This is a genomic window from Stappia sp., assembly GCF_040110915.1.
Classification (GTDB): Bacteria; Pseudomonadota; Alphaproteobacteria; order Rhizobiales; family Stappiaceae; genus Stappia.
The window spans coordinates 2,128,710-2,150,500 of record NZ_CP157793.1 but is presented as its reverse complement, the minus strand read 5'-3'; the positions used below and the strand labels follow the sequence as shown (position 1 = coordinate 2,150,500).

17 protein-coding genes are annotated in these 21,791 nt (G+C 68.3%); 11 read left to right on the top strand and 6 right to left on the bottom strand.

The window, feature by feature from the left end:
• Window positions 1-9: 9 nt before the first annotated feature.
• Complete coding sequence (locus ABL312_RS09430; RefSeq protein WP_349361129.1) at window positions 10-630, bottom strand: cupin domain-containing protein; 621 nt, start codon at window positions 628-630, stop codon at window positions 10-12.
• Window positions 631-757: 127 nt separating this feature from the next.
• On the opposite strand from ABL312_RS09430, the gene ABL312_RS09425 reads away from it, so the two are divergent.
• Both ABL312_RS09425 and ABL312_RS09420 read left to right on the top strand, forming a co-directional pair.
• Window positions 758-2,038, top strand: coding sequence for a 4-aminobutyrate--2-oxoglutarate transaminase (locus tag ABL312_RS09425; RefSeq protein ID WP_349361128.1), 1,281 nt, complete (start codon window positions 758-760; stop codon window positions 2,036-2,038).
• Window positions 2,038-3,483, top strand: a complete 1,446-nt coding sequence (locus tag ABL312_RS09420) for an NAD-dependent succinate-semialdehyde dehydrogenase (protein ID WP_374730203.1) — start codon at window positions 2,038-2,040, stop codon at window positions 3,481-3,483. The genes ABL312_RS09425 and ABL312_RS09420 overlap by 1 nt, the downstream gene beginning before the upstream one ends.
• A 141-nt stretch (window positions 3,484-3,624) precedes the next feature.
• Here ABL312_RS09420 and ABL312_RS09415 read toward each other — a convergent pair whose 3' ends face one another.
• The 4 genes from ABL312_RS09415 to ABL312_RS09400 all read right to left on the bottom strand — a co-directional run bounded on the left by ABL312_RS09415 (window position 3,625) and on the right by ABL312_RS09400 (window position 8,425).
• Entirely contained in the window at window positions 3,625-4,572 is a 948-nt protein-coding gene (locus tag ABL312_RS09415) for a transposase (protein WP_349357457.1), read from the bottom strand.
• A 470-nt stretch (window positions 4,573-5,042) separates the two neighbouring features.
• Entirely contained in the window at window positions 5,043-5,759 is a 717-nt protein-coding gene (locus ABL312_RS09410; RefSeq protein WP_349361126.1) for a type 1 glutamine amidotransferase, read from the bottom strand.
• A complete protein-coding gene (locus ABL312_RS09405; RefSeq protein WP_349361381.1) occupies window positions 5,760-7,070 on the bottom strand; it encodes an FAD-binding oxidoreductase in 1,311 nt (436 codons plus the stop codon).
• Between the two features lie 5 nt (window positions 7,071-7,075).
• A complete protein-coding gene (locus ABL312_RS09400) occupies window positions 7,076-8,425 on the bottom strand; it encodes a glutamine synthetase family protein (RefSeq protein WP_349361125.1) in 1,350 nt (449 codons plus the stop codon).
• Window positions 8,426-8,565: 140 nt separating this feature from the next.
• On the opposite strand from ABL312_RS09400, the gene ABL312_RS09395 reads away from it, so the two are divergent.
• Window positions 8,566-9,267 carry a GntR family transcriptional regulator gene (locus tag ABL312_RS09395; protein ID WP_349361124.1) on the top strand — a complete coding sequence of 234 codons (702 nt, stop codon included), beginning with the start codon at window positions 8,566-8,568 and terminating at the stop codon, window positions 9,265-9,267.
• Between the two features lie 99 nt (window positions 9,268-9,366).
• A complete protein-coding gene (locus ABL312_RS09390; RefSeq protein ID WP_349361123.1) occupies window positions 9,367-10,851 on the top strand; it encodes an aldehyde dehydrogenase in 1,485 nt (494 codons plus the stop codon).
• Here ABL312_RS09390 and ABL312_RS09385 read toward each other — a convergent pair.
• The gene (locus ABL312_RS09385) at window positions 10,838-11,479 is read right to left on the bottom strand and encodes a TetR/AcrR family transcriptional regulator (RefSeq protein ID WP_349361122.1); all 642 of its coding nucleotides are present in this window, start codon (window positions 11,477-11,479) and stop codon (window positions 10,838-10,840) included. The genes ABL312_RS09390 and ABL312_RS09385 overlap by 14 nt on opposite strands.
• A gap of 202 nt (window positions 11,480-11,681) precedes the next feature.
• Between ABL312_RS09385 and ABL312_RS09380 the strand changes: the two genes are divergently transcribed.
• From ABL312_RS09380 to ABL312_RS09350, 7 genes are all read left to right on the top strand, one after another.
• The gene (locus ABL312_RS09380; RefSeq protein ID WP_349361121.1) at window positions 11,682-13,031 is read left to right on the top strand and encodes a Na+/H+ antiporter NhaC family protein; all 1,350 of its coding nucleotides are present in this window, start codon (window positions 11,682-11,684) and stop codon (window positions 13,029-13,031) included.
• An 89-nt stretch (window positions 13,032-13,120) separates the two neighbouring features.
• Window positions 13,121-14,791, top strand: a complete 1,671-nt coding sequence (locus tag ABL312_RS09375; RefSeq protein ID WP_349361120.1) for an amidohydrolase — start codon at window positions 13,121-13,123, stop codon at window positions 14,789-14,791.
• Between the two features lie 270 nt (window positions 14,792-15,061).
• Complete coding sequence (locus ABL312_RS09370) at window positions 15,062-16,276, top strand: MFS transporter (RefSeq protein ID WP_349361119.1); 1,215 nt, start codon at window positions 15,062-15,064, stop codon at window positions 16,274-16,276.
• Between the two features lie 155 nt (window positions 16,277-16,431).
• On the top strand, window positions 16,432-17,637 hold the full coding sequence (locus ABL312_RS09365) for a PAS domain-containing protein (protein ID WP_349361118.1): 1,206 nt from the start codon (window positions 16,432-16,434) through the stop codon (window positions 17,635-17,637).
• The gene (locus ABL312_RS09360; protein WP_349361116.1) at window positions 17,634-19,034 is read left to right on the top strand and encodes a sigma 54-interacting transcriptional regulator; all 1,401 of its coding nucleotides are present in this window, start codon (window positions 17,634-17,636) and stop codon (window positions 19,032-19,034) included. The genes ABL312_RS09365 and ABL312_RS09360 overlap by 4 nt, the downstream gene beginning before the upstream one ends.
• Window positions 19,035-19,044: 10 nt before the next feature.
• The gene (rpoN, locus tag ABL312_RS09355) at window positions 19,045-20,364 is read left to right on the top strand and encodes an RNA polymerase factor sigma-54 (protein ID WP_349361115.1); all 1,320 of its coding nucleotides are present in this window, start codon (window positions 19,045-19,047) and stop codon (window positions 20,362-20,364) included.
• 206 nt (window positions 20,365-20,570) lie between these two features.
• On the top strand, window positions 20,571-21,779 hold the full coding sequence (locus ABL312_RS09350) for a cytochrome P450 (protein ID WP_349361114.1): 1,209 nt from the start codon (window positions 20,571-20,573) through the stop codon (window positions 21,777-21,779).
• Window positions 21,780-21,791: the final 12 nt, after the last annotated feature.

Below are 21,791 nucleotides of genomic sequence, written 5' to 3'. Positions count from 1 at the left end.
GCGGGGCCGTCAGAAGGACGGCGGCGTGCAGGCGCTGATGAGCACGCAAGGGTCCGGGCCGACGGCGCGGAAGCGGTGTGGCCGGCGGCTGTCGAAGAGATAGGCGTCGCCGGGGCCGAGGATCTTGCGCTCGCTGCCCACGGTGATCTCGATCCGCCCGGAAATGACGATGCCGCCTTCCTCTCCGTCGTGTTCGTACATCACCCGGCCGGTGTCGGCGCCGGGTGCATAGGTCTCGTGCAGGATCTGAAGCGTGCGGCCGAACAGGTCGTTGCCGACCTGGCGCAGCGACAGCCGGCCCTTGCCGATCTGCTTCAGCTCCTCGGCGGCGAAGAACACCTGCCGCTCGGTCTGCGGCTGGAACGCGAAGAACTCCGACAGGCCGATGGGGATGCCGTCGAGCACCCGCTTCAGCGCGCCGACGGAGGGGTTGGTCTTGCCGGATTCGATCAGCGAGATCGTGGAGTTGGTCACGCCCGCGCGCCGCGCCAGCGCCCGCTGCGACAGGCCGGCCGCCTCGCGCGCGGCGCGCAGCCGGTGACCGACCTCGATGGCGTCGCCGTCGATGCCCGGATCCGGGGCGTGTCCGTGGCCGGTGTCCCCGGCGGGGGGCGAAGAGGTGTTGCGCATGTTGAATATCCGCATCATTTCAATGTGAGGGTATGCAAAAACAGGCACTTGTGGAAGCGAAGAAACAGACTTTCGCGGAATGCGCAACGACCTACTCTGTCGGCAGACCGATCAGGGAGACCGCATCATGCGCAATACGGAAATCGCCACGCGGCGCCAGGGCGCGATCGCGCGCGGCGTCGGAATGATGACGCAGCTTTACGTGGACCGGGCCGAGAATGCCGAGGTCTGGGACGTGGAGGGCAACCGCTACATCGACTTCGCCGCCGGCATCGCGGTGGTCAACACCGGCCACCGGCACCCGAAGGTGATGGCGGCGGTCGCCGCCCAGCTCGAGCGCTTCACGCACACCTGCCACCAGGTTCTGCCCTACGAGAACTACATCTCGCTGGCCGAGCGGCTGAACGCGGCCGTGCCGGGCGATTTCGACAAGCGCACCGTCTTCGTCACCACCGGTGCAGAGGCGGTGGAGAATGCCGTCAAGATCGCGCGCGCGGCGACCGGGCGTCAGGCCGTGATCGCCTTTGGCGGCGCCTTCCACGGGCGGACCTTCATGGGCATGAGCCTGACCGGCAAGGTCGAGCCCTACAAGGCCGGCTTCGGCACCATGATGCCGGACGTCTATCACGTGCCGTTCCCGGTGGAGCCCCATGGCGTGACCGTCGACGACAGCCTCAAGGCGCTGCGCCAGCTGTTCAAGTCGGATCTTGCGCCGGAGCGGGTCGCGGCGATGATCATCGAGCCCGTGCAGGGCGAGGGCGGCTTCTACGCCGCGCCGGCGGAGCTGATGCGCGAGATCCGCGCGCTGTGCGACGCGCATGGCATCGTGATGATCGCCGACGAGGTGCAGACGGGCTTTGCGCGCACCGGCCGGCTGTTCGCGATGGAGCATCACGACGTCGTCGCCGACATCACCACCATGGCCAAGGGGCTGGCCGGCGGACTGCCGCTCGCCGCCGTGACCGGCAAGGCGGAGATCATGGACGCGGCCAATCCGGGCGGCCTCGGCGGCACCTATGGCGGCAATCCGCTCGGCATCGCCGCCGCCCATGCGGTGCTCGACGTGATCGAGGAAGAGGGGCTTTGCGCGCGCGCCGAGCAGCTCGGCTCGCGGCTGCGGCAGCGTCTGGAGAGCCTGCGCGCGGACACGCCGCGCATCGTCGACGTGCGCGGTCAGGGCTTCATGGTCGCGGTGGAGTTCAACACGCCCGACGGCAGCGCGCCGGATGCCGCCTTCACCGCGCGGGTGCGCGCGGAAGCGGAGAAGCGCAAGCTGATCCTGCTGACCTGCGGCGTCTACGGCAATGTGGTGCGATTCCTGGCGCCGATCACCATCGACGAGGAGACCTTCGCCGAGGGGCTGGACATTCTGGAAGAGGCCATCCGGGCCGCCGGGGAGGACGCATGATGAAGCTCAAGGACGAGAGCCTTCTCGAAACGCGCGCCTTCGTCGGCGGCGTCTGGCAGGACGGCACGGCGCGCTTTGCCGTCCGCAACCCGTCGACGGGCGAGGAAATCGCGCAGGTCGCGGATTGCTCCGTGGAGACGCTGCGCGGCGCCATCGACACGGCCCATGCCGAGCAGAAGGCCTGGGCGGCGCGCACCGGCAAGGAACGCGCCGCCGTGCTGCGGCGCTGGTACGAGCTGATCGTGGAAAACGCCGATGATCTGGCCACCATCCTGACGGCCGAGATGGGCAAGCCGCTGGCCGAGGCCAGGGGCGAAATCCTCTATGGCGCGAGCTTCATCGAGTGGTTCGCCGAAGAGGCCAAGCGGGTCTATGGCGACATCATCCCGGGCCACCAGCGCGACAAGCGCATCGTGGTGCTGAAGCAGCCGGTCGGCGTCGTGGGATCGATCACGCCGTGGAACTTCCCCAATGCGATGATCGCGCGGAAAGTGGCGCCGGCGCTCGCGGTTGGCTGTGCCTTCGTGGCGCGGCCGGCGGAGCTGACGCCGCTGTCGGCGCTGGCCATGGCGGTGCTGGCGGAGCGCGCGGGCGTGCCCAGGGGTGTCCTGTCGGTCGTCCCGTCGAGCGACGCGGCCGCCGCCGGTCAGGAGCTTTGCGCCAACTCCAAGGTCGCCAAGATCACCTTCACCGGTTCCACCCGTGTGGGGCAGATCCTGATGCGCCAATGCGCGGACGGCATCAAGAAGCTCAGCCTGGAGCTGGGCGGCAACGCGCCGTTCCTGGTGTTCGACGACGCCGATCTCGATGCGGCGGTCGAGGGCGCGCTGATCGCCAAGTACCGCAACAACGGGCAGACCTGCGTCTGCGCCAACCGCTTCTACGTGCAGGACGGCGTCTATGATGCTTTCGTGGAGAAGCTCGCGGCCGCCGTCGGCGGCCTGAAGACCGGCGACGGAATGCAGGAGGGCGTCACCCTCGGCCCGCTCATCAACGAGGCGGCCGTCGACAAGGTGGAAAGCCATCTCGCAGACGCGCTCGACAAGGGCGGCCGGGTGGTGACCGGCGGCGCGCGTCTGGAAGGCACCTTCTTCCAGCCTACCGTCGTGCGCGACGTGCCCGGGAACGCCCGCGTGGCGCGCGAGGAAACCTTCGGCCCGCTCGCCCCGGTGATCCGCTTCACCGACGAGCAGGAGGTGCTCGCCATGGCCAACGACAGCGACTTCGGTCTGGCGGGCTACTTCTATGCCCGCGATCTCGGTCGTGTGTGGCGCGTGGCGGAGGCGCTGGAAACCGGCATGGTCGGCGTCAACACCGGGCTGATCTCGACCGAGCTCGCCCCCTTCGGCGGCGTCAAGCAGTCGGGCCTCGGCCGCGAGGGCTCCAAATACGGGATCGACGACTTCCTGGAGATCAAATACGTCTGCCTCGGCGGCATCGACTGAGACCCACGGCAAGGCAACGGCCGGGCGCGTTTTCGCGTGCCCGGATGCCCGTCGTCTTCGGACCCCGAGATACACGAAAAACCCGGCCCCGCAGGATGCGCGGCCGGATCAGGTTGCCGACAGAGCCCTGCAAGGTCGTCATCAACTCATTGCGTTGAGTTCGTCTCTCATGCGTGCATTTAGGATGACGACGATCTTTCTCATGACGGCCGTGAGAGCGACGAGCTTCTTCTTTCCGTTTTCGACAAGTCGTTGATAGAAGGGCTTTAACGGGCCCTTGCTGCGTGCCGCGCCAAGGGCGGCCATGAACAGGAGGGAGCGGATCTGCGGGCGTCCGCCGCGGGTCTTTCTGTAGCCCCGGAGTGTCCCGCTGTCTCTGGGGTGCGGAGCAAGGCCAGCGAGAGAGGCGGCCTGCTTGCCGGTCATCGTCCCCAGTTCGGGCATGGTGGCGGCGAGTGCGATGGCGGTTCGCGGCCCCACGCCCGGAAGGCTGCGGTAAAGAGCGATGCGCCGGGCAAGCAGTCTGCAGCGGACGCACAGCGCGTCGATGGCTGTATCGAGCGCCGCCAGTTGCCGGTCCAGCGTCCGCAGGAGCGCCTTGCAGGAAGAGGCAATCAACGCGCAGCCCGGAGACTTGGCCCGATTGAGCTCGGCGACCCGGATCGCCATGAGATCCTGCCTACGGGCCACGAGCGCGGCCAGCCTGGCCTGTGTGTCTCCGCTTGGCTGATGCAGCGACAGGCGCTGCCAGCGCTCCTGCCCGTAGGCGGCGAGCAGACCGGCGTCGATCGCGTCGGTCTTGGCCAGGCGTCCGAAGGAGCGTGCGAAAGCCTTGACCTTCAAGGTGTCGGCCCGGTGGCAGGGGACCCCTGCGGCCCTGAGTTCAACCAGCAGCAGGCGTTCATATCCGCCGGTCGGCTCGCAGACGACCAGCGTGCCGGAAGGCAGGCCGGCGACGAGCTTGCGGATCGCGCGGGTCGTGTTGGCGACGCTGCGCGCCGCATTGCCGCGACAGGCGGAGACGGCCAGCGTCTGCTTCGAGACATCGATGCCGACGACATGGGGTGGGGCATGTTCCAGAAAAGCCATGGCGGTGGTATCCTGATCAGGCTTCGGATTGTTCGCGGGCGTGGTGACAGCCAGAGGCCCCATCAACTCTCCAAGCGGGAAAAGGAAGCGGCAGGGACCCTGATGACGACGGGTGGAAACCCAATCCCGGAACGGTCGCCTGCCACCGGTCTCCCGGCAATCTATGGGCCGGGAGACCGCCCCGAATCTAACACTCCTTCAAACGAACAATCCCGGACGCCGCGTAGCGGAGATCCGGGATCGGAGAGGCAGGGAGCGCGCGTGGGGAGCTCTCGGGAAAAAGCGAAGCTTTCGGCTCCCCGATACCGGGTCGCGCTGGCGCTTGCCCGGCATGACGCCCCTCTAGGGCAGGGCACCGCTGCAAGACGCACCGGCAAGACCGCAAGAGCAGTCCCGCCCTCTGTCATCAGGCACACCCGGCCCCGCATTCTGCGGGGCCGGGTTTTTCGTGGGCGGTCCGGGAGGCGGTCTCAGGCCCGCGCGGCGCTCTCCGCCGTGACCCGTGCGCCGGCCTTGAAGAACTCGGCGATCTCGCGGGCCGTTTCCCGGGCATGGGGCGAGACGTCCAGCGGGCCGTCGATGCGCGTGCGCGCCGTGTCCAGCGTCGCCTCGGGCAGGATCTCGCCGCGCGCGACCAGCAGGTCGCGGAAGAAGGCCGGGGTGAACTCCGGATGCGGCTGGAAGCTCAGCGCCGTATCGCCGTAGCGCAGCGCCGCGTGGCGGCAGAACGGCGTGCTGGCGATGGTCTCGGCCCCCTCCGGCGGGCGGATCACCTGGTCCTGGTGCCAGGCGATGAGCGTGCGCGCGCCGTCGTCGCTCTTGTAGGTTTCCGGCCCCACCGACCAGCCGCCCTGGAACTTCTCGACGTGGCCGCCGAGAGCCTGGGCGAGGATCTGGTGGCCGAAGCAGATGCCGACCAGCGGCACGCGCGCGGCATAGGCGCGGCGCAGGAAGTCCTCCAGCCCCGGGATCCAGGGATGGTCCTCATAGACGCCGTGGCGCGATCCGGTGATCAGATGGCCGTCGGCCGCCGTGATGTCGTCCGGCAGTTCGCCGTCGAGTACCGCCCATGTGGTGAAGGTGAAGCCGAAGCCGTCGAGCAGGCGGCGGAACATGGCGTCATAGTCGCCATGTTCGGCGCGCAGCTCCTCCGGCGCCCGGCCGGTTTGCAGGATACCGATGTGCATTCAAAGACCCAGTCTGTCGCGAAGTCCGTAGTACCAGGACCCGATCACCGAATAGGGAACGCGGAAGGTGCGGCCCCCCGGGAACGGATACCAGGGAAGGGAGGCGAAGACGTCGAACCGGCTCAGGTCGCCGTCGATCGCCTCGGCGAGAATCCGTCCGAATGTATGCGATCCGGTGACCCCGTGACCACTGTATCCATGCGCAAAGTAGGTATTCGCTCCAAGCCTGCCCAGCTGCGGCACGCGCGAGAAGGAGAGGGCGAAATTGCCGCTCCAGGCGTAGTCGATCGTCACACCCTTCAGCTCGGGGAACACCTTGTCCAGATTGGGGCGCAGCTTGGCGACGATGTCCCTGGGGTCGGAGCCGCCATAGACCGTGCCGCCGCCGAACAGAAGCCGGTGGTCGGCGGACATGCGGTAGTAGTCCAGAATGTAGCGCACGTCCTCCACGCAGGCGTCGGAGGGAATGAGCGCGCGGGCGCGCTCCGCGCCGAGCGGCTCGGTCGCCATCACCTGCGTCGAGACCGGCATCACGCGGATGGCGAGACCGGGGACCACCTTGCCGAGATAGGCGTTGCCGCACAGCACCAGCGTCTTGCAGGTGAGCGTACCCTGCGCGGTGCGCACCACGGGACGCGGCGCGTCGGTGTCGACCGAGATCACCGGCGAGGTCTCGTGGATCGTGCCGCCGAGGCTTTCGATCGCCGCCGCCTCGCCGAGCGCCAGATTGAGCGGATGCAGGTGGCCGCCGGCATGGTCGATCATGCCGCCGACATAGAGGTCGGAGCGCACATGCGCGCGCAGGGCGTCGCGGTCGAGCATCTCCTGCGTCTCGATCCCGTAGCCGCGCCACAGCGCGTGCCGCTCCTCCAGTTCGCGCATGTGCGCGCCGGTGAGCGCGGCGAAGATGTTGCTGTGCTTCAGGTCGCAGGCGATGTCGTAGGTCTTCACCCGCTCGCGGATGATGTCGCCGCCTTCCATCACGAGGCCGGCGACGAAGCGGGCGGTGTCCTTGCCGTAGCGCCGCTCGATGGTCTGCAGGCTCGCGTTCAGGCCGTTGACGATCTGCCCGCCGTTGCGCCCCGACGCGCCCCAGCCGACGCGCGCGCCCTCCAGCACGGTGACCCTGTAGCCCTTTTCCGCCAGATGCAGGGCGGTGGACAGGCCCGAATAGCCCGCGCCGACCACGCAGACCTCGGTCTCATGGTCGCCGACCAGCGGCGGGCGCTCGGGCGCGGGATTGGCGCTTGCGGCATAGTAGCTGTCGATGTGGGCGCCGGTGCCGGCGTAGCTCGACGGGGCGACATGCATGGTCATCACACGACCTCCAGGTAGCTGTGATATTCGAATTCGGTGACATGGCGGGAGAAGCGGGCATGTTCCTGCTGCTTGCACTCCACCAGCATCTTCTGAAGCCGGGGCGAGAAGATCTTGCGGATGTTCGCGCCGGTGGCGAAGGCGTCGATGGCCGAGGCCCAGTCGAGCGGCAGATGCGGCAGGGCCTGGCGGTAGGCGTCGCCGACGATCGGCTCGGGCGGGGGCTGGTCGGCCTCGATGCCGATCAGCGCGCCGCCGATCACGCAGGCCAGCACCAGATAGGGATTGGCGTCCGCGCCCGCGACGCGATGCTCGATGCGCCGGGCCTTGGGACTGCCGCCGGGAATGCGGATCGCCGCCGTGCGGTTCTCGTAGCCCCAGGCCACGGCGCAGGGGGCGTGGGTGCCCGGCATCAGCCGGCGGAAGGAGTTCTCGTGCGGGGCGAAGGCCAGCGTGCATTCCTGCATGGTCGCCGTCAGCCCCGCCACCGCCTTGCGCATCAGATCCGTGCCGAGCTCGCCGCCATCGTCGAAGAGGTTGCGTCCCTGCGCGTCGACCATCGACATGTGCAGGTGGAAGCCGTTGCCCGCGCGCTCGCCGTAGGGCTTGGCCATGAAGGTCGCGGCGTAGCCGTGCTTGCGCGCCAGACCGCGCACCAGGCGCTTGAAGAGGACCACGTCGTCGGCGGCGCGCAGTGCGTCGTCGCTGTGGCGCATGTTGATCTCGAACTGGCCGGCGCCGTTTTCCGCAATCGCCCCGTCGGCGGGGATGCCCTGGTCCTGACAGGCGCGGTAGACGTCGTTCAGGAACCCGTCGAAATGCTGCAACTCGTCGAGCGAGAGCACATTGTCGGTGTGCAGCCGCTTGCCGGTGACCGGCGAGACGGGCGGGCGGGGTCGCTCCTTCGCGGGATCGAAGAGATAGAACTCCAGCTCCGTCGCCACCACCGGGGTCAGGCCGCGCGCCTTGACGCGGGTCAGCACATCGGCGAGCGCCCGGCGCGGGTCGCCGGAAAAGGGCGTGCCGTCGTCCTGACGCATCCACAGCTGCGCGATGGCCGCGGGCCGCGAGGTCCAGGACACTGGGATCAGCCCCCGGCCGGTGAAGTCGCACAGCCCGTCCGCGTCGCCGGTCTCGAAGACCAGCTCGCTGTCGGTGACGTCCTCGCCCCAGATGTCGGTCGAGAGGATGGACAGCGGCATGCGCAGGCCGCCGTCGATGATGCGTCCGACCTCGCTCACCGGCAGGCGCTTGCCGCGGAGCGTGCCGTTCAGATCGCAGACGCAGGCGTAGATGTTCTCGATTTCGCTCCGCTCGCTGAGCCAGCGGGTCACGTTTTCCCTCGACATCGGGTCCTCGGGGTTGGGGGAGTGTGGGGCAGGCGTCGAAAAAATGATATATCGTTTTGTCGATCTCTACACTCTCTTCGCCTTGTGTCAACTCCGCCCCCGCCTGTAAGGTCGCGTTCCTCTTGTCGACGTGGCGACCGATGGCGAAATCCGGCACTCTGACCATTCCCGAAATCCCGATGCCCAGGGGGGCGACGACCCATGAGATCGTCTATGCGCGGCTGCGCCAGGCGATCATGACCGGCAGCATTGCGCCCGGCACGGTGGTCACCATGCGCGGCCTCGCGGAGCACCTGCGGGTCTCGCCGACGCCGATCCGCGAGGCGGTGCGTCAGCTTGGGTCGGAAAACGCGCTGGAGGCGATGGGCAATCGCCGCTACCGGATCCCGCCGATGACGGCGGGGCGGTTCGAGGAGTTGCTGCTGCTGCGCATCGCGGTCGAGGTGCATGCGGCCGAGCGCGCGCTTCCCTATGTGTCCGGCGTGCTGATGGACCGCTTGCAGGCGGTCGATGCCGAGATGGATGCGGTGCTGGAGGCGGAGGATCTCGACCGGCTCACGCTGCTCAACCAGCGCTTCCATCGCCTGCTCTACACCTGCAATCCGCATCAGGCGGCGATGCCGATGGTGGAGAGCGTCTGGCTGCAGCTCGGGCCGTTTCAGCGCCAGGTCATCCGCGACGTGAAGAGCTACTACGTGGTCGACCGGCACAAGGAGATCGTCGCCGCGCTGGAGCGGCGCGATGCGGCGATGCTGGCGCTCGCGGTGGAAAGCGACATCCGCGACACGCTGGCGCGCGCCGGTCGGGCGCACCTCATGCAGGCGCTGCGCGACGCGGGCTGACGGAACGGCGGTCGCGCGCGGACGCCATCGAGCCGGCTTTCGTCTTGACAAAAGATATAGCGTTTGATCATTCGGTGTGGCGTTATCAAGGAGGATCCGATGACCGCCACCGCAGCCGACTGGCATGCCGCCGCCGACACGCTCACCTTTCGCGGGGAGGCGCTGATCGACGGTAGACGCGTTCCCGCCGTCTCCGGCGAGACCTTCGCCAGCCATTCACCCGTCGACGGGCGCTTTCTCGCCGACATCGCGGCCTGCGGGGCGGAGGATGTCGACCGCGCCGTCGCCGCCGCCCGCCGGGCTTTTACCGACGGACGCTGGGCGCGCCGCGCGCCGGCCGAACGCAAGGCGGTGCTGGTGCGCTTCGCCGAGCTGATCCGCGCCCATCGCGACGAGCTGGCGCTCACCGAAACCCTCGACATGGGCAAGCCGATTTCCGACAGCACGTCGATCGACGTGCGCGCGGTCGCCAATTGCTTCGCCTGGTACGGCGAGGCGATCGACAAGGTCTATGACGAGGTGGCGCCGACGCCGTCGGATTCGGTGGCGCTCGTCACGCGCGAGCCGCTCGGCGTGGTCGCCGCCGTGGTGCCGTGGAACTTTCCGATGCTGATGGCGACCTGGAAGGTGGCGCCGGCGCTGGCCACCGGCAATTCGGTCGTGCTCAAGCCGGCGGAGCAATCCTCGCTGAGCGCCCTGCGGCTCGCGGAGCTGGCGCTGGAGGCCGGCATTCCCGAAGGCGTGTTCAACGTCGTCACCGGAGCGGGACCTGAGGTCGGGCGCGCGCTCGGGCTGCACATGGACGTGGACGGGCTGTTCTTCACCGGCTCGACAAGGGTCGGCAAGATCTTCACCGAATATGCCGGCCAGTCCAACCTCAAGCGTCTCGGGCTGGAGCTTGGCGGCAAGAGCCCCAACATCATCCTGTCGAGCTATCGCGACATCGCCCATGCGGCGCGCACCTCGGCCGGGTCGGCCTTCTTCAATCAGGGCGAGATGTGCACCTGTCCGAGCCGGCTGATCGTGGAGCGCAGCGTGCACGATCAGGTGGTCGAGGTTCTGCTGGAAGAGGCGAAGGGCTTTCAGCCCGGCGATCCGCTCGACCCGGCAACACGCATGGGCGCGCTCGTCGACGACGCGCATGCCGGCAAGGTGCTCTCCTATGTGGAGACGGCCCGCGAGGAGGGCGCGATCATCGCCACCGGCGGGGCGCGCACGCGCCCCGGCGCCTATGTGGCGCCGACGGTGGTCGACGGGGTGCGCAACGACATGCGGGTGGCGCGCGAGGAGATCTTCGGCCCCGTGCTCTCGGTGATCGCCGTGGACGGGCTGGAGGAGGCGATCTCGGTCGCCAACGACAGCCCCTACGGGCTCGCCTCGGCCGTTTGGACCGACGATCTCACCACCGCGCATCGGGTGTCGCGGGAGATCCGCGCCGGTCTCGTCTATGTCAACTGCTACGATTGCGACGACCTGACGGTCCCCTTCGGCGGTTTCAAGGAATCCGGGATCGGTCGGGACAAGTCGCTGCATGCGCTCGACAAGTTCACCGAGCTGAAGACCACCTGGATCAGGCTGGGCTGAGCCCCAGGAGCCGCAGCACCTGGCCCATCTCGCGTGCGACCGCGGCGAGATGGGCCTCGAAGGCGAGCCCGTCGTCGCGGATGTAGTCGAGGAACAGGCCGTTCCAACGGCTGAACACCAGGCGCGCGATGAGGTCGGCATCCTCGGGCGCCAGCCGGTCAGAGGGCACGCGCGCGTTCAGATGCGCGCTGAGGTCCTCGACGATGTGGCGGTTGATCGCGTCGTAGCGGCGCACGAAGGTCGAGGCCGGATGGCGGATGTGCACCGCTTCCGCATGGCGCCAGGCTTCCTTGCTGAGCAACCGGCTGGAGAGCTCCGAATAGGCCTCCAGAATGCGGCAGATGCCGTCGCTCACGCCGACTGTCGCGTCGGCGCGGATGGCGGCCGCGCGCGCCCGCGCCTCGGCGTTCCCCTTGAGGATGATGGCGAGCAGCAATTCGTCCTTGGAGCCGAAATAGTTGAACACGGTCGGCGTGGAGACGCCGGCGTCCCGCGCGATGTCGCCCATCTTCACGTCGTCCGGCGCGTGGGTCGCGAAATGCCGCTCCGCCGCCGCGAGAATGGCTTCCTGACGCTGCGTTTTCTGCCGGTCGCGCAACCCGCCGCCACCCTGCGATTTCTCCGCCATGAACATTCTCCTTGATCCAATAAAAATTTTTATTGGATAAAAAAATGTAGCCGGTTAGTGTCACGCAACATTGGCGCGAAGGCGCGGCGTTGCAAGTCCGCCGTCGGTCGCTTGGCCCTTGAGGAGGGGTCGACCGGCGGTGTTTGGCGGCGGCGCGCGTCGCGTGAGAGGGCAGGGGTGCTGCGCCCCAAGGGAGGACATCATGGAAAATCCGGGGGCGCTCGCCCTGATTCCGACGCTTGTCGTCATCGTGCTGGCGGTGCTGTCGCGCCGCGCGCTGGAGCCGCTCGTCGGCGGCGTGATCGTGGGCTACGTGATGATCTCGCAGGACGAGGTCATGCAGCGGACCATGGCGAGCGCGCAGACGGTGCTGGCCGACAGCACCATCGTGTGGATCCTGCTGGCGGTGAGCCTGTTCGGCGCGCTGACGCATCTCGTCGTGCATTCCGGCGGCGCGCAGGCGTTTTCCGGCGTGCTGATCCGCTTCTGCCGGACGCGCAAATCGTCGCTGATCGCCACCTGGGTGCTGGGCCTTCTGATCTTCATCGACGACTATCTCAATGCGCTGACGGTCGGCACCTCCATGAAGGGCGTCACCGACGAACACCGGGTCTCGCGGCCGATGCTCGCCTATATCGTGGATTCCACCGCCGCGCCGATCTGCGTGCTGGTGCCGCTGTCCACCTGGGCGGTCTATGTCTCCGGCCTGCTGGAGACCAACGGTGTGGCCGAGGCCGGCGCCGGCATGGCCGCCTATATCTCCGCCATTCCCTACATGATCTATCCCATCGTCGCGGTGCTTCTGGTGCCGTTGGTCGCCATCGGGCTGGTGCCCGCGCTCGGTCCGATGAAGACGGCGGAGGCGCGCGCGGCCGCCGGCGAAAGCACAGCCACCGCCGCCGGCGGCGAGCTGGAGATCGACTTCGAGTATCGCGGCGAGCCGCGCCTGCGCAATTTCCTGGTGCCCATCGTCAGCCTGATCTTCTTCACCTGGTGGTTCGACATCGACATCCTGATGGGCGTCACCGCCGCGCTCTTGATCACCTTCGTCCTCTACGGTCTGCAGGGCACGTTGAAGGTCGGGCAGATGTTCGACTTCGCCATGGAGGGCCTGAAGGGCATGGTTCCGGCCATCGCGATCATCGTCGCCTCCTTCATGCTGAAGGAAGTCAACGACATCCTCGGCCTGACCGATTTCGTGATCGAGACGGTGAGCCCCTATCTCACGGCGATCCTGCTGCCGCCGGTGGCCTTTCTGGCGCTGTCGCTGATCGCCTTCGCCACGGGCAGCTTCTGGGGCATGTATGCGATCGCGCTGCCGATCATCCTGCCGCTCGGCATGGCGCTCGGCATCGACGTGTCGATCCTGGTGGGCGTGGTCGTGTCGGCCGGCGCCTTCGGCTCGCATGCCTGCTTCTACGGCGATTCCACGGTTCTCTCGGCGTCTTCCAGCGATGTCGCGACGATGGATCACGCGCTGACGCAGCTTCCCTACGTGCTCATCGCGGCCGGCGTGTCCGCGCTCGCCTACCTCGCGCTCGGCCTCGCCTGAGCGCGCCGGCCCCGTATCGATCCCGCCGAGGCTCCGGCGCCGGCGGGATCTCGTCCCCATCGTTCGATCCGATCCGCGAAAAGAGACCCATGACGAGCGCTCCCGATCTCATCCTTCTCAACGGCCGCGTGCTTACCCTCGACGACACGCGCCCGCGCGCGCAGGCGCTCGCCGTCGCCGGTGGCCGCATTGTCGCCGTCGGGGACGAGAGCGAGCTTCGCGCGCTTGCCGGCCCCGCGACCCGGCTGATCGACGCGCAGGGCGGCACGGTTCTCCCCGGGCTGATCGACAGTCACGTGCATGCCTTCGCCGGCTCGGCGGAGCGGATGTTCCCCGACCTCTTCGCCGTGGCGGATCTGGAGACCGTGCGCGCCCGTGTGCGTCCCTTCGCCGAGGCGCATCCCGAGGACCGGCTGGTGCTGGCCGTCAACGCGAGCTACGCCTTTTTCGGCGAGGGCGTGCCGGTCACCCGTCAGCGGCTCGACGACGTGCTGCCAGACCGGCCCTTCGCGGTGATGGCCGCCGACCACCACACGCTGTGGGCCAATACGGCCGCGCTGGAGCTTGCCGGCATTCTCGGCGGGCGCGACACGCCGCCGGGCAGCGAGATCGTGATGGCGCCGGACGGCACGGCCTCGGGCGCGCTGCTGGAGCCGGACGCCTACGGCCATGTGCTGCGTTTTTCCCGCTTCGGCGGGCGCGAGCTGCGCGGTCTGATCGACGGACGCGATCCCGATCCGGCGCCGACGGTGGAGGACCGCGCGCGCGACCGCGACGTGCTGGAGGAGGGGCTGCGCCATGCCGCGAGCCTCGGCCTGACGAGCCTGCAGAACATGGACGGCAATCTCTATCAGTTGCGGCTTCTGCGCGAGCTGGAGGACACCGGCCGGCTGCCGGTGCGCCTGCGCGTGCCGCTGCATCTCAAGCCGTGGGACCCGCTGGAACGTCTTCGGGAAGCAGACGACATGCGCCGGATCGCCGCGTCGCGGCGCGTCACCACGGGCACCGTCAAGATGTTCATGGACGGCGTGCTCGACAGCTACACCGCCAATTGCATCGAGCCCTATCCGGGGCGACCCGACACCTGCGGCGAGCCTCTGTTCGCGGCCGAGGCCTTCGAGGAGATCTGCGTGCGCGCGGATGCCATGGGGCTGCAGATCGCCGTTCATGCCATTGGCGACGGGGCGGTTCGGCGCACGCTCGACGGCTATGCCGCCGCACGGCGGGTCAACGGCGCGCGCGACGCCCGTCACCGCATCGAGCATGTCGAGATCTTCCATCCCGACGATCTGCCGCGCTTCGTGGAGCTTGGCGTGGTCGCCTCGATGCAGCCGGCGCATGCGCCCCCGGCGGGACGCTTCGCGCCCTATCCCTATGGCGACATTCTGCGCGACCGCCATCGCGGCTGCTGCTTCGCCTTCCGCCGCATTCGCGACGCCGGCGTGAAGCTGGTGTTCTCCACCGACTGGCCGGTCGCCCCGCTCGATCCGCTGCAATCGCTGCGCATGGCGGTTGCCCCGGATAACCTCGGGCCCGACTGGCCCGACCAGAGCCTGACCCTGCACCAGGCGCTCGCCGCCTACACGCGCGACAATGCCTGGGTGGAGTTCGCGGAAGACTGGAAAGGGCGCCTGGCGCCCGGCTTCGCCGCCGACCTCGTCGTGCTGTCGCACGACCTCGAGGCGCTCGAGCCGGCCGACCTCGACCAGGCGCGCGCCGTTCTGACGATGTGCGACGGCGAGATCACCCACACGGCGTGATCCGCCGCGCGGCAGCCCTTCCTCCGGTTTCCCCGTCCGATCCTCGACAGCCCGCCGCCGGCACGTCCGACGCGCCGGCGCGAGTGATGCGCGACGCGATGACGCAGCACATCACGTGGCCCGGCGCCGCACCGCGTCTGCGTTTCCGGACGCGTGCAAGCCCCCTGAAATCATATGATATTCAGGATTCTTGCGAAAAAGGGAGAGCTTGGCGTCCCGATTGCATGAAGAGGCTTGTGAACAATCATAAGCCGACAAGAGGGATTGCCTATGACCACCACACCAAACGCGCCGGGTGGACTGGCGGGGATGCTGCCGAGCAACTGGGGCGCATTGCTTGCCGCCTTCGCGGCTGCCTATGGCACCGGCCTGCTCGCACTGATCGCCCTTCCGTTCATGGTGGGCGCGAACATGAACGACCTCGGACTGGACGAGGCGCAGGCGGGACTGCTCAGCACGCTGGAATTCGCCGGCGTCTTCGTGACGTCGGTGCTTCTGGCCCCGCGCATGGCCGATATCGACCGGCGCAAGGTCGCGCTCGCCGGAGCGGCCACCGTGATCGCGGCCAATCTGGCCAGCGCCCTTTGGGGCAGCTACGAGGCGCTCATGGTCCTGCGCACCATCGCCGGCCTGGGGGCCGGACTGGCGCTCGCCACCGGGAACGCGACCGTCGCGAACGCCGAGCAGCCGGAGAAATTCGCCGGCCACATGACGGTGCTCTTCGTGATCGTCATGGCGGTCATCACCAAGCTCTTCGGGCCGATCGGCGAGGCCTACGGCCAGTCCGGCATCTACATCGCGCTCGCGGCCACGGTCGCGCTCCTCGCGCCGTTGCTGACCTTCATGCCCTCCGCGCCGCCGGCGGACGACTTCGTGGCTGCCCACAAGAGCGATCGGGGCCATTTCTCGATCTTCGAAGCGGGCGGGCTGGCGATCCTCTTCGCCTTCTTCTGCTTCTCGCTGCGCGACACGATTTCCTGGGCGTTCCTGGCGACCACCGGCATGGAGGCCGGCCTGACGGAAGCCGAGGTCGGCGGCCTGCTCGCCAATTCCGCCCTGTTCGGTCTGGCCGGACCCTTGCTGGCGACGATCATCGGGGCGCGGTTCGGGCTGCGGCTGCCGCTGATCGCGGGCATTCTGGTGTCCGGCGTGGTGACCTATCTGGTCAGCCAGTCCTCCAACAACGCGGCGCTCTATTCCGTCTCGGTCCTGTTCTGGGTCGGCAGCTACTTCTTCTGTCTCGCCTATCTGACCGCGCTTGCCGCGGAAATGGACGTGGAGGGCCGCGTCGCCGCGGCGGCCGGCAGTGCGCTGATGGTCGGCCTCTTCGTCGGCCCGAGCCTCGGCGGCACGCTGATCGCGGATGGCAGCTACCTTCTTGTGGGGCATGTGAACAATCTGCTGATCCTCGGCACGCTGGCCGGGGCCTTCCTGGCCTATCGCAGCCTGCGCAGCTTGCGCGCGGCAACGGCCAAGACAACCTGAGCAGCCGCGGTCCCGGCTTGCGCCGGGGCCGCCGTCGCCGCGATTCCGGGGGCGCTGCGCCCGTGCATCGCAAGGTTGCAGCGCACGCGGGGGTTTGTTGACCGAAGCCGCGCTGTCTCGGGATGATCGTCCCACCCGTCACAAAAAGGCATCGCATGTCCAAGCTCTCCGAGCCCTGTGTGTCCGCCGATCAGCCGGCGATCGACGATCTGGCGATGGTCGATCTGGTCTCGGACCACGGCGTGATCCTGGACTGCGATGCGCGTCAGGCCGCCTGGCTGGGGCATTCGGTCGAGGATCTCGTCGGCGCGGACTGGTCGCTCGTCTACAGCCGGAGCGCGCGCAAGGATCTCCGCGCGCTGCTGGCGGCGGGCGCGAGCGGGCCGGTTCCGCGCCGCCTGCGGCTGCGCGATGCCGAAGGGCGTTCGCGTCCGGTCAGCGCGCTGGTCGAGATCGGGAGGCATCGCGGCGAGGGGCTCACGCTGCGCCTGTTCAAGTGGCGCGAGGCGGAGTTCGCCCGCGCGGCGGATCTGAGCGAAGGCAAGGCCGTGCTCATCGACATTCTCAACGCCTCCGACGATCCGTGCTGGTGCATCGAATATGCCGAGCCGGTGGATCTCTCCGCGCCCGAGCCCGAGATCGTGCGCCAGATGTTCGAGAACCGCCGTCATTGGCGTTTCTGCAATCCCGCCATGGGGCGCTTCTATCGTTTGCCGGGCGACCAGGACCTGAACGACCGGCCGGTGCGCGAGATCTTCGACCGCAACCCGGAGAACGAGGACTTCGCACTGTTTCTGCTGCGCAACAACTTCGATGTGGTGCGGGCGCTGTCACGCGACACCCGCTACGACGGCACCACCATCGACGTGGAAAACGATGTGCGCGGACTGATCCGCAACAACTGTCTGTTCCGCATGTGGGGCACCGTGCGCGATGTGTCGAAGCAATTGCGCCGCAGCGACGAATTGCGCAAGCAGGTGGGCGATCTGGAACTGGCGCTGGCCGCCGTGCCGGAGGCGCTGGCGCTGGTCGACGAGCAGGGCATCGTCATTTTCGCGAATGCCGCCGCGGAGACGCTGTTCGGCCTGTCGCCGGACCTGATCGTCGGCCGCCCGCTGGATCGTCTGGTGCGAAGCGGCGCGAGTTTCGAGGCGCTGGCCGTTCAGACGCGCGAGAGCCCGATCGGGGCCTTGCACGCGCCCGTCCCCGTCATGATCGCGGGGCGTGACGGTGCCATCGGCGCGGACCTGAACGCAAGGTGCTTCCAGACGCGCGGGCGGCCGTTTCTGGCGGTGTCCTTTCGCAACGGCGTGACGGCGCACTCCGGCGACCTGCTGCACCGCGGGCGGGCCGGGCAATGAGCGTCGATCGGCACGAGCTCCTCGCCGCGGCCGATCTGCTTGGCCTTGCAACCGGTATGGAGGAAACGGACACGGTCCTGCGGTGTGTCGCCTCGTTTCCCGACGGCATCGTGGTGATCGGCGCGGATCGCCGCATGATCTTCGTCAATGTGGAGGCCGGCCAGATCCTGGGCGCGCGGGGCGCGGACCTCGCCGGGCAGAAGGTCGATGCGCTCGGCGATTTCGGCGGCTACGACTGGGAGCCGGTCCTGGAAGCGCTCGACCGGCAGAGCAACGGCGAGTTCGTGCTGCGCGGGGGCTTGCGCGGATCGGTCTATGCCACCTTGCGCCGCATTGCCGGCGACGCCGGCGGCATGGTGCTGCAGTTGCGCGACCTTCAGGTCTTCGACCATGCCCGGCGCCGCGCCTCGGGGCTGCCGCAGGCCGGCCGCAGTCCGGGCGGCGAGCGCAAGGTTCGCCCCGACTTCCTGCATCAACGGCAGATCTGCCCCTCGCTCGACCGCACCATCTCGCTGGGCGAGCGCGCGCTGATGCAGGACGTGCGCGTGATCATCACCGGCGAGAGCGGCGTGGGCAAGACCGAGATCGCGCGCTACCTGCACCGCCACGTGAGCGAGGCGTCGGAGCCGTTCATCGTCGTCAATTGCGCGGCCATTCCCGAAACCCTGTTCGAGTCCGAGCTGTTCGGCTACGAGAAGGGCGCCTTCACCGGCGCGCTGAGTTCGGGCAAGAAGGGGCTCATCGAACAGGCCGAAGGCGGCACGCTGTTTCTCGACGAGGTCGGCGAGATCCCGCTGCACCTGCAATCGAAGCTTCTGACCTTCCTGGAGGAAGGGACGGTGCAGCGGGTCGGGGGGACGCGGCCCAAGTCTGTGCATGTCCGCGTGATCTCGGCGACCAATCGCGACCTGCTCGACATGGTCCGGGCCCGGCAGTTCCGCCGCGACCTGTTTCACCGTCTGGCCGTGGTCAAGCTGCCGGTGCGCCCCTTGCGCGAAACGCCGGAGCTGATTTCGCATCTGATCGACCGCTTCGTCTGGACCACCAACCAGCGGCGGTCCGATCCGCTGGTGCTGAGCGATGCCATGCGCGCGCGGCTGATGGCCTATGGCTACCCGGGCAACGTTCGCGAGCTGTTCAACATCATCCAGCAAATCGCGATTCTCGGCGAGGACGACCTGCCGCTGATCTTCGAGGCGGAGCCCGCCGCTCACCCGATCGCGGGCGGCGAAGCGGGCCTGCCGTGCGACGGGGAAAGCCTCAAGACGATGGTCGGACGCTACGAGCGGCAACTGATCGACGCGGCGATCGCCCGGCACGGCAGCAAGCGCAAGGCGGCCGCGGCCCTCGACGTCGACATCGGCACGATCGTGCGCAAGACCAAGCCGGCCCCATAGGCAGGCCGCCATGAGCATCGCTCCGGCCCTGGCGCTCAAGCAGAAGAAGCTGCTGGCTCTGACCCCGGACATGCAGCGCGCGCTCGCGATCCTGCAGATGGGCGCGCACGATCTGACCGACTTCCTCAAGCGTCAGGCCGACATGAACCCGCTGCTCAGCGTCGGCGCGTCGCAGGACGGCCATCGCGACGCAGGCGCGGGCCGGCGGGAGGGCGACGACTTCATCGCCACCATGGAGGATCGGGGCCCCTGCCTTGTCGAACATGTTCTGGGACAGTTGGCGTTGTGCGGGATCTCTCCGGAGGAGCGCGGACTGGCGCTGCTGCTCACCGACGCCCTGACGCCGGCGGGCTGGCTCGAGGCGCCGCTTGCCGGGATTGCCGAGCGCCACGGCGTTGCCCTGCCGCGCCTGGAGCGCGTGCTGGGCAAGCTGCAGGGCATGGAACCAACGGGGCTGTTCGCGCGCGATCTGACCGACTGTCTGCGCCTGCAACTGGACGACGCCGGCTGGCTCGACGGCGATGCCCGCAAGGTGCTGGCCCATCTGAAGACGCTGGAAGCGGGCGGTGTGGCGGCGTTGAGCCGCGTCGCCGCTCTGCCGCGCGCGCGTGTCGAGGCGGTGTTGCGACGGGTGCGCACGCTCGACCCGAAACCCGGGCTCGCGTTCTCGCGCCCGCCGGTCCAGACGATTCGCCCGGACCTGATCGCGGATCGCGACGCGCACGGCGCCTGGCGGGTCACGCTCGACCGCTCGATGTTGCCCGATGTGCGGGTGGATGACGCGCTCTACCGCGACATGAGCCGGCACGGCGCTTCCGAGGATCTGAAGACGGCCTATGGAACGGCGCGCTGGCTCGTTTCGGCCGTGGCGCGCCGGCAGGAGACGGTGCTGCGGATCGGCGTCGCGCTGGTGCAGCACCAGCGCGGGTTCCTCAATGCGGGACCGTCCGCCCTTCGGCCGTTGCTGCAACGCGATCTCGCCGGCGAACTCGGCTACAGCGAAAGCACCGTCAGCCGGGTGGTCAATGCGACCTTCATGCAGACGCCCTCGGGCACGCTGCCGCTCAAGCGGTTCTTCATGCAGCCCATCGGAACGGCGGGCGGGACGGGGGATCAGACCGCCGGTGTCTCGCCGGCCTGGCTGTGCGAGACCATCCGCGCGCAGATCAGCGTGGAAGATCCGAAGGCGCCGCTGAGCGACGCGGAGATTGCGGCGCATTTCGCGCAGCGCGGCCTGACCATTGCCCGGCGCACCGTCGCGAAGTACCGCGCGCAGATGGGCATCCCCGTCACCTACAAACGCCGGCGCAAGGCGGATCGCGCCGGCTGAGATCCCGGTGTCCGGAACGCGTTCGTGCGGTCGCCACCGTGCGCTGCATCGTGCGCTGCCACCGTGCGCTGCCCCGTGCGCGTCACGGTGTCCCGTGCCCTGTTCCGCCAAGGGGGCGGCCGGGCCGCAAAACGCCGGCATGGCACCCGGGTTGCATAGTCCCTTTCGTGGCGCGCCAAAAGACCGCATCACCAAAGGAGACGCCGATGACTACCGAAACGCTCGATGACGCCCCGTTCCTCGATATCAAGGATCCCGCCTTCTCGATGCGCTCGCCGGAGGTGGCGGATGCGCGCGAGCGCAGCTGGTATGCGCGCACGCCCTACGGGATCGCCGTGTTGCGCTACGAGGAGGTGGCCAGGCTGATCCGCGATCCCCGGCTGCGGCAGGGGTCCTATGCGTGGCCGGCCCACAACGGGGCGTCGGGAAGCTGGGCGGACTGGTGGCTGCGCATCATGCTGAACCGCGAGGGCGCGGATCACCAGCGCCTGCGCAAGCTCGCCAACCCCGCCTTCTCGCCGAAGCTGGTCAAGGTGCTGCGCCCGGAGTTCCGCAAGCTCGCCAACGAGCTCATCGACGGCTTCGCGGCCGAGGGCGAATGCGAGTTCGTGCGGGCCTTCGCCGAGCCCTATGCGACGCGGGTGATCTGCCTGCTGCTGGGGACCGATCAGGGCGACTGGGAGCATCTGGTCGACCTCGCCGTGCAGATGGGCATGGCCCTGGGCACGACGTACCGGGAGGACCAGGACCAGATCAACGCGGCCACCGACGAGATGTTCGCCTACGCGCAGCGCATCGTCGACGACCTGCGCGCCAGGGGGCTGGACGACGGCTTCGTCTCCTCGCTGATCCGCGCCAACCAGGACAATCCCGACCTGCTGAGCGAGCAGGAGATGGTCGACACCATCGTGCTTTCGGTGTTCGGCGGCATCGACACGACCCGCAACCAGATCGGGCTGGCGATGGACACCTTCATCCGTCACCCCGACCAATGGGCGCTGCTCGGCGACACGCCGGATCTTGCGCGTCTGGCGGTCGAGGAAGTCATGCGGGTCCGCCCCACCGTCACATGGGTCACCCGCGAGGCGCTGGAGGACATGGAGTACCAGGGCCTCACCATCGCCAAGGGCACGACCGTGCATATGTTCAGCCAGTCGGCCTGCTCGGACCCGCGCGCCTTCGACAATCCGGCGTTCGACATCACCGTGGCCGACCGCAAGAACCACTTCGGCTTCGGTCTCGGCGCGCACCACTGTATCGGCCATTTCATCGCTCGCGGCGACATGACCGAGGCATTGGCGCTGCTGGCGCAGCGGGTGCGCAATCCGCGCTACGCCGGCGAGCCGACCTTCCTGCGCGACAGCGGAAACACCGGCCCGCTGACGATGCCCGTCGCCTTCGACCCCGAAACCTGACCGCTTCCTCCT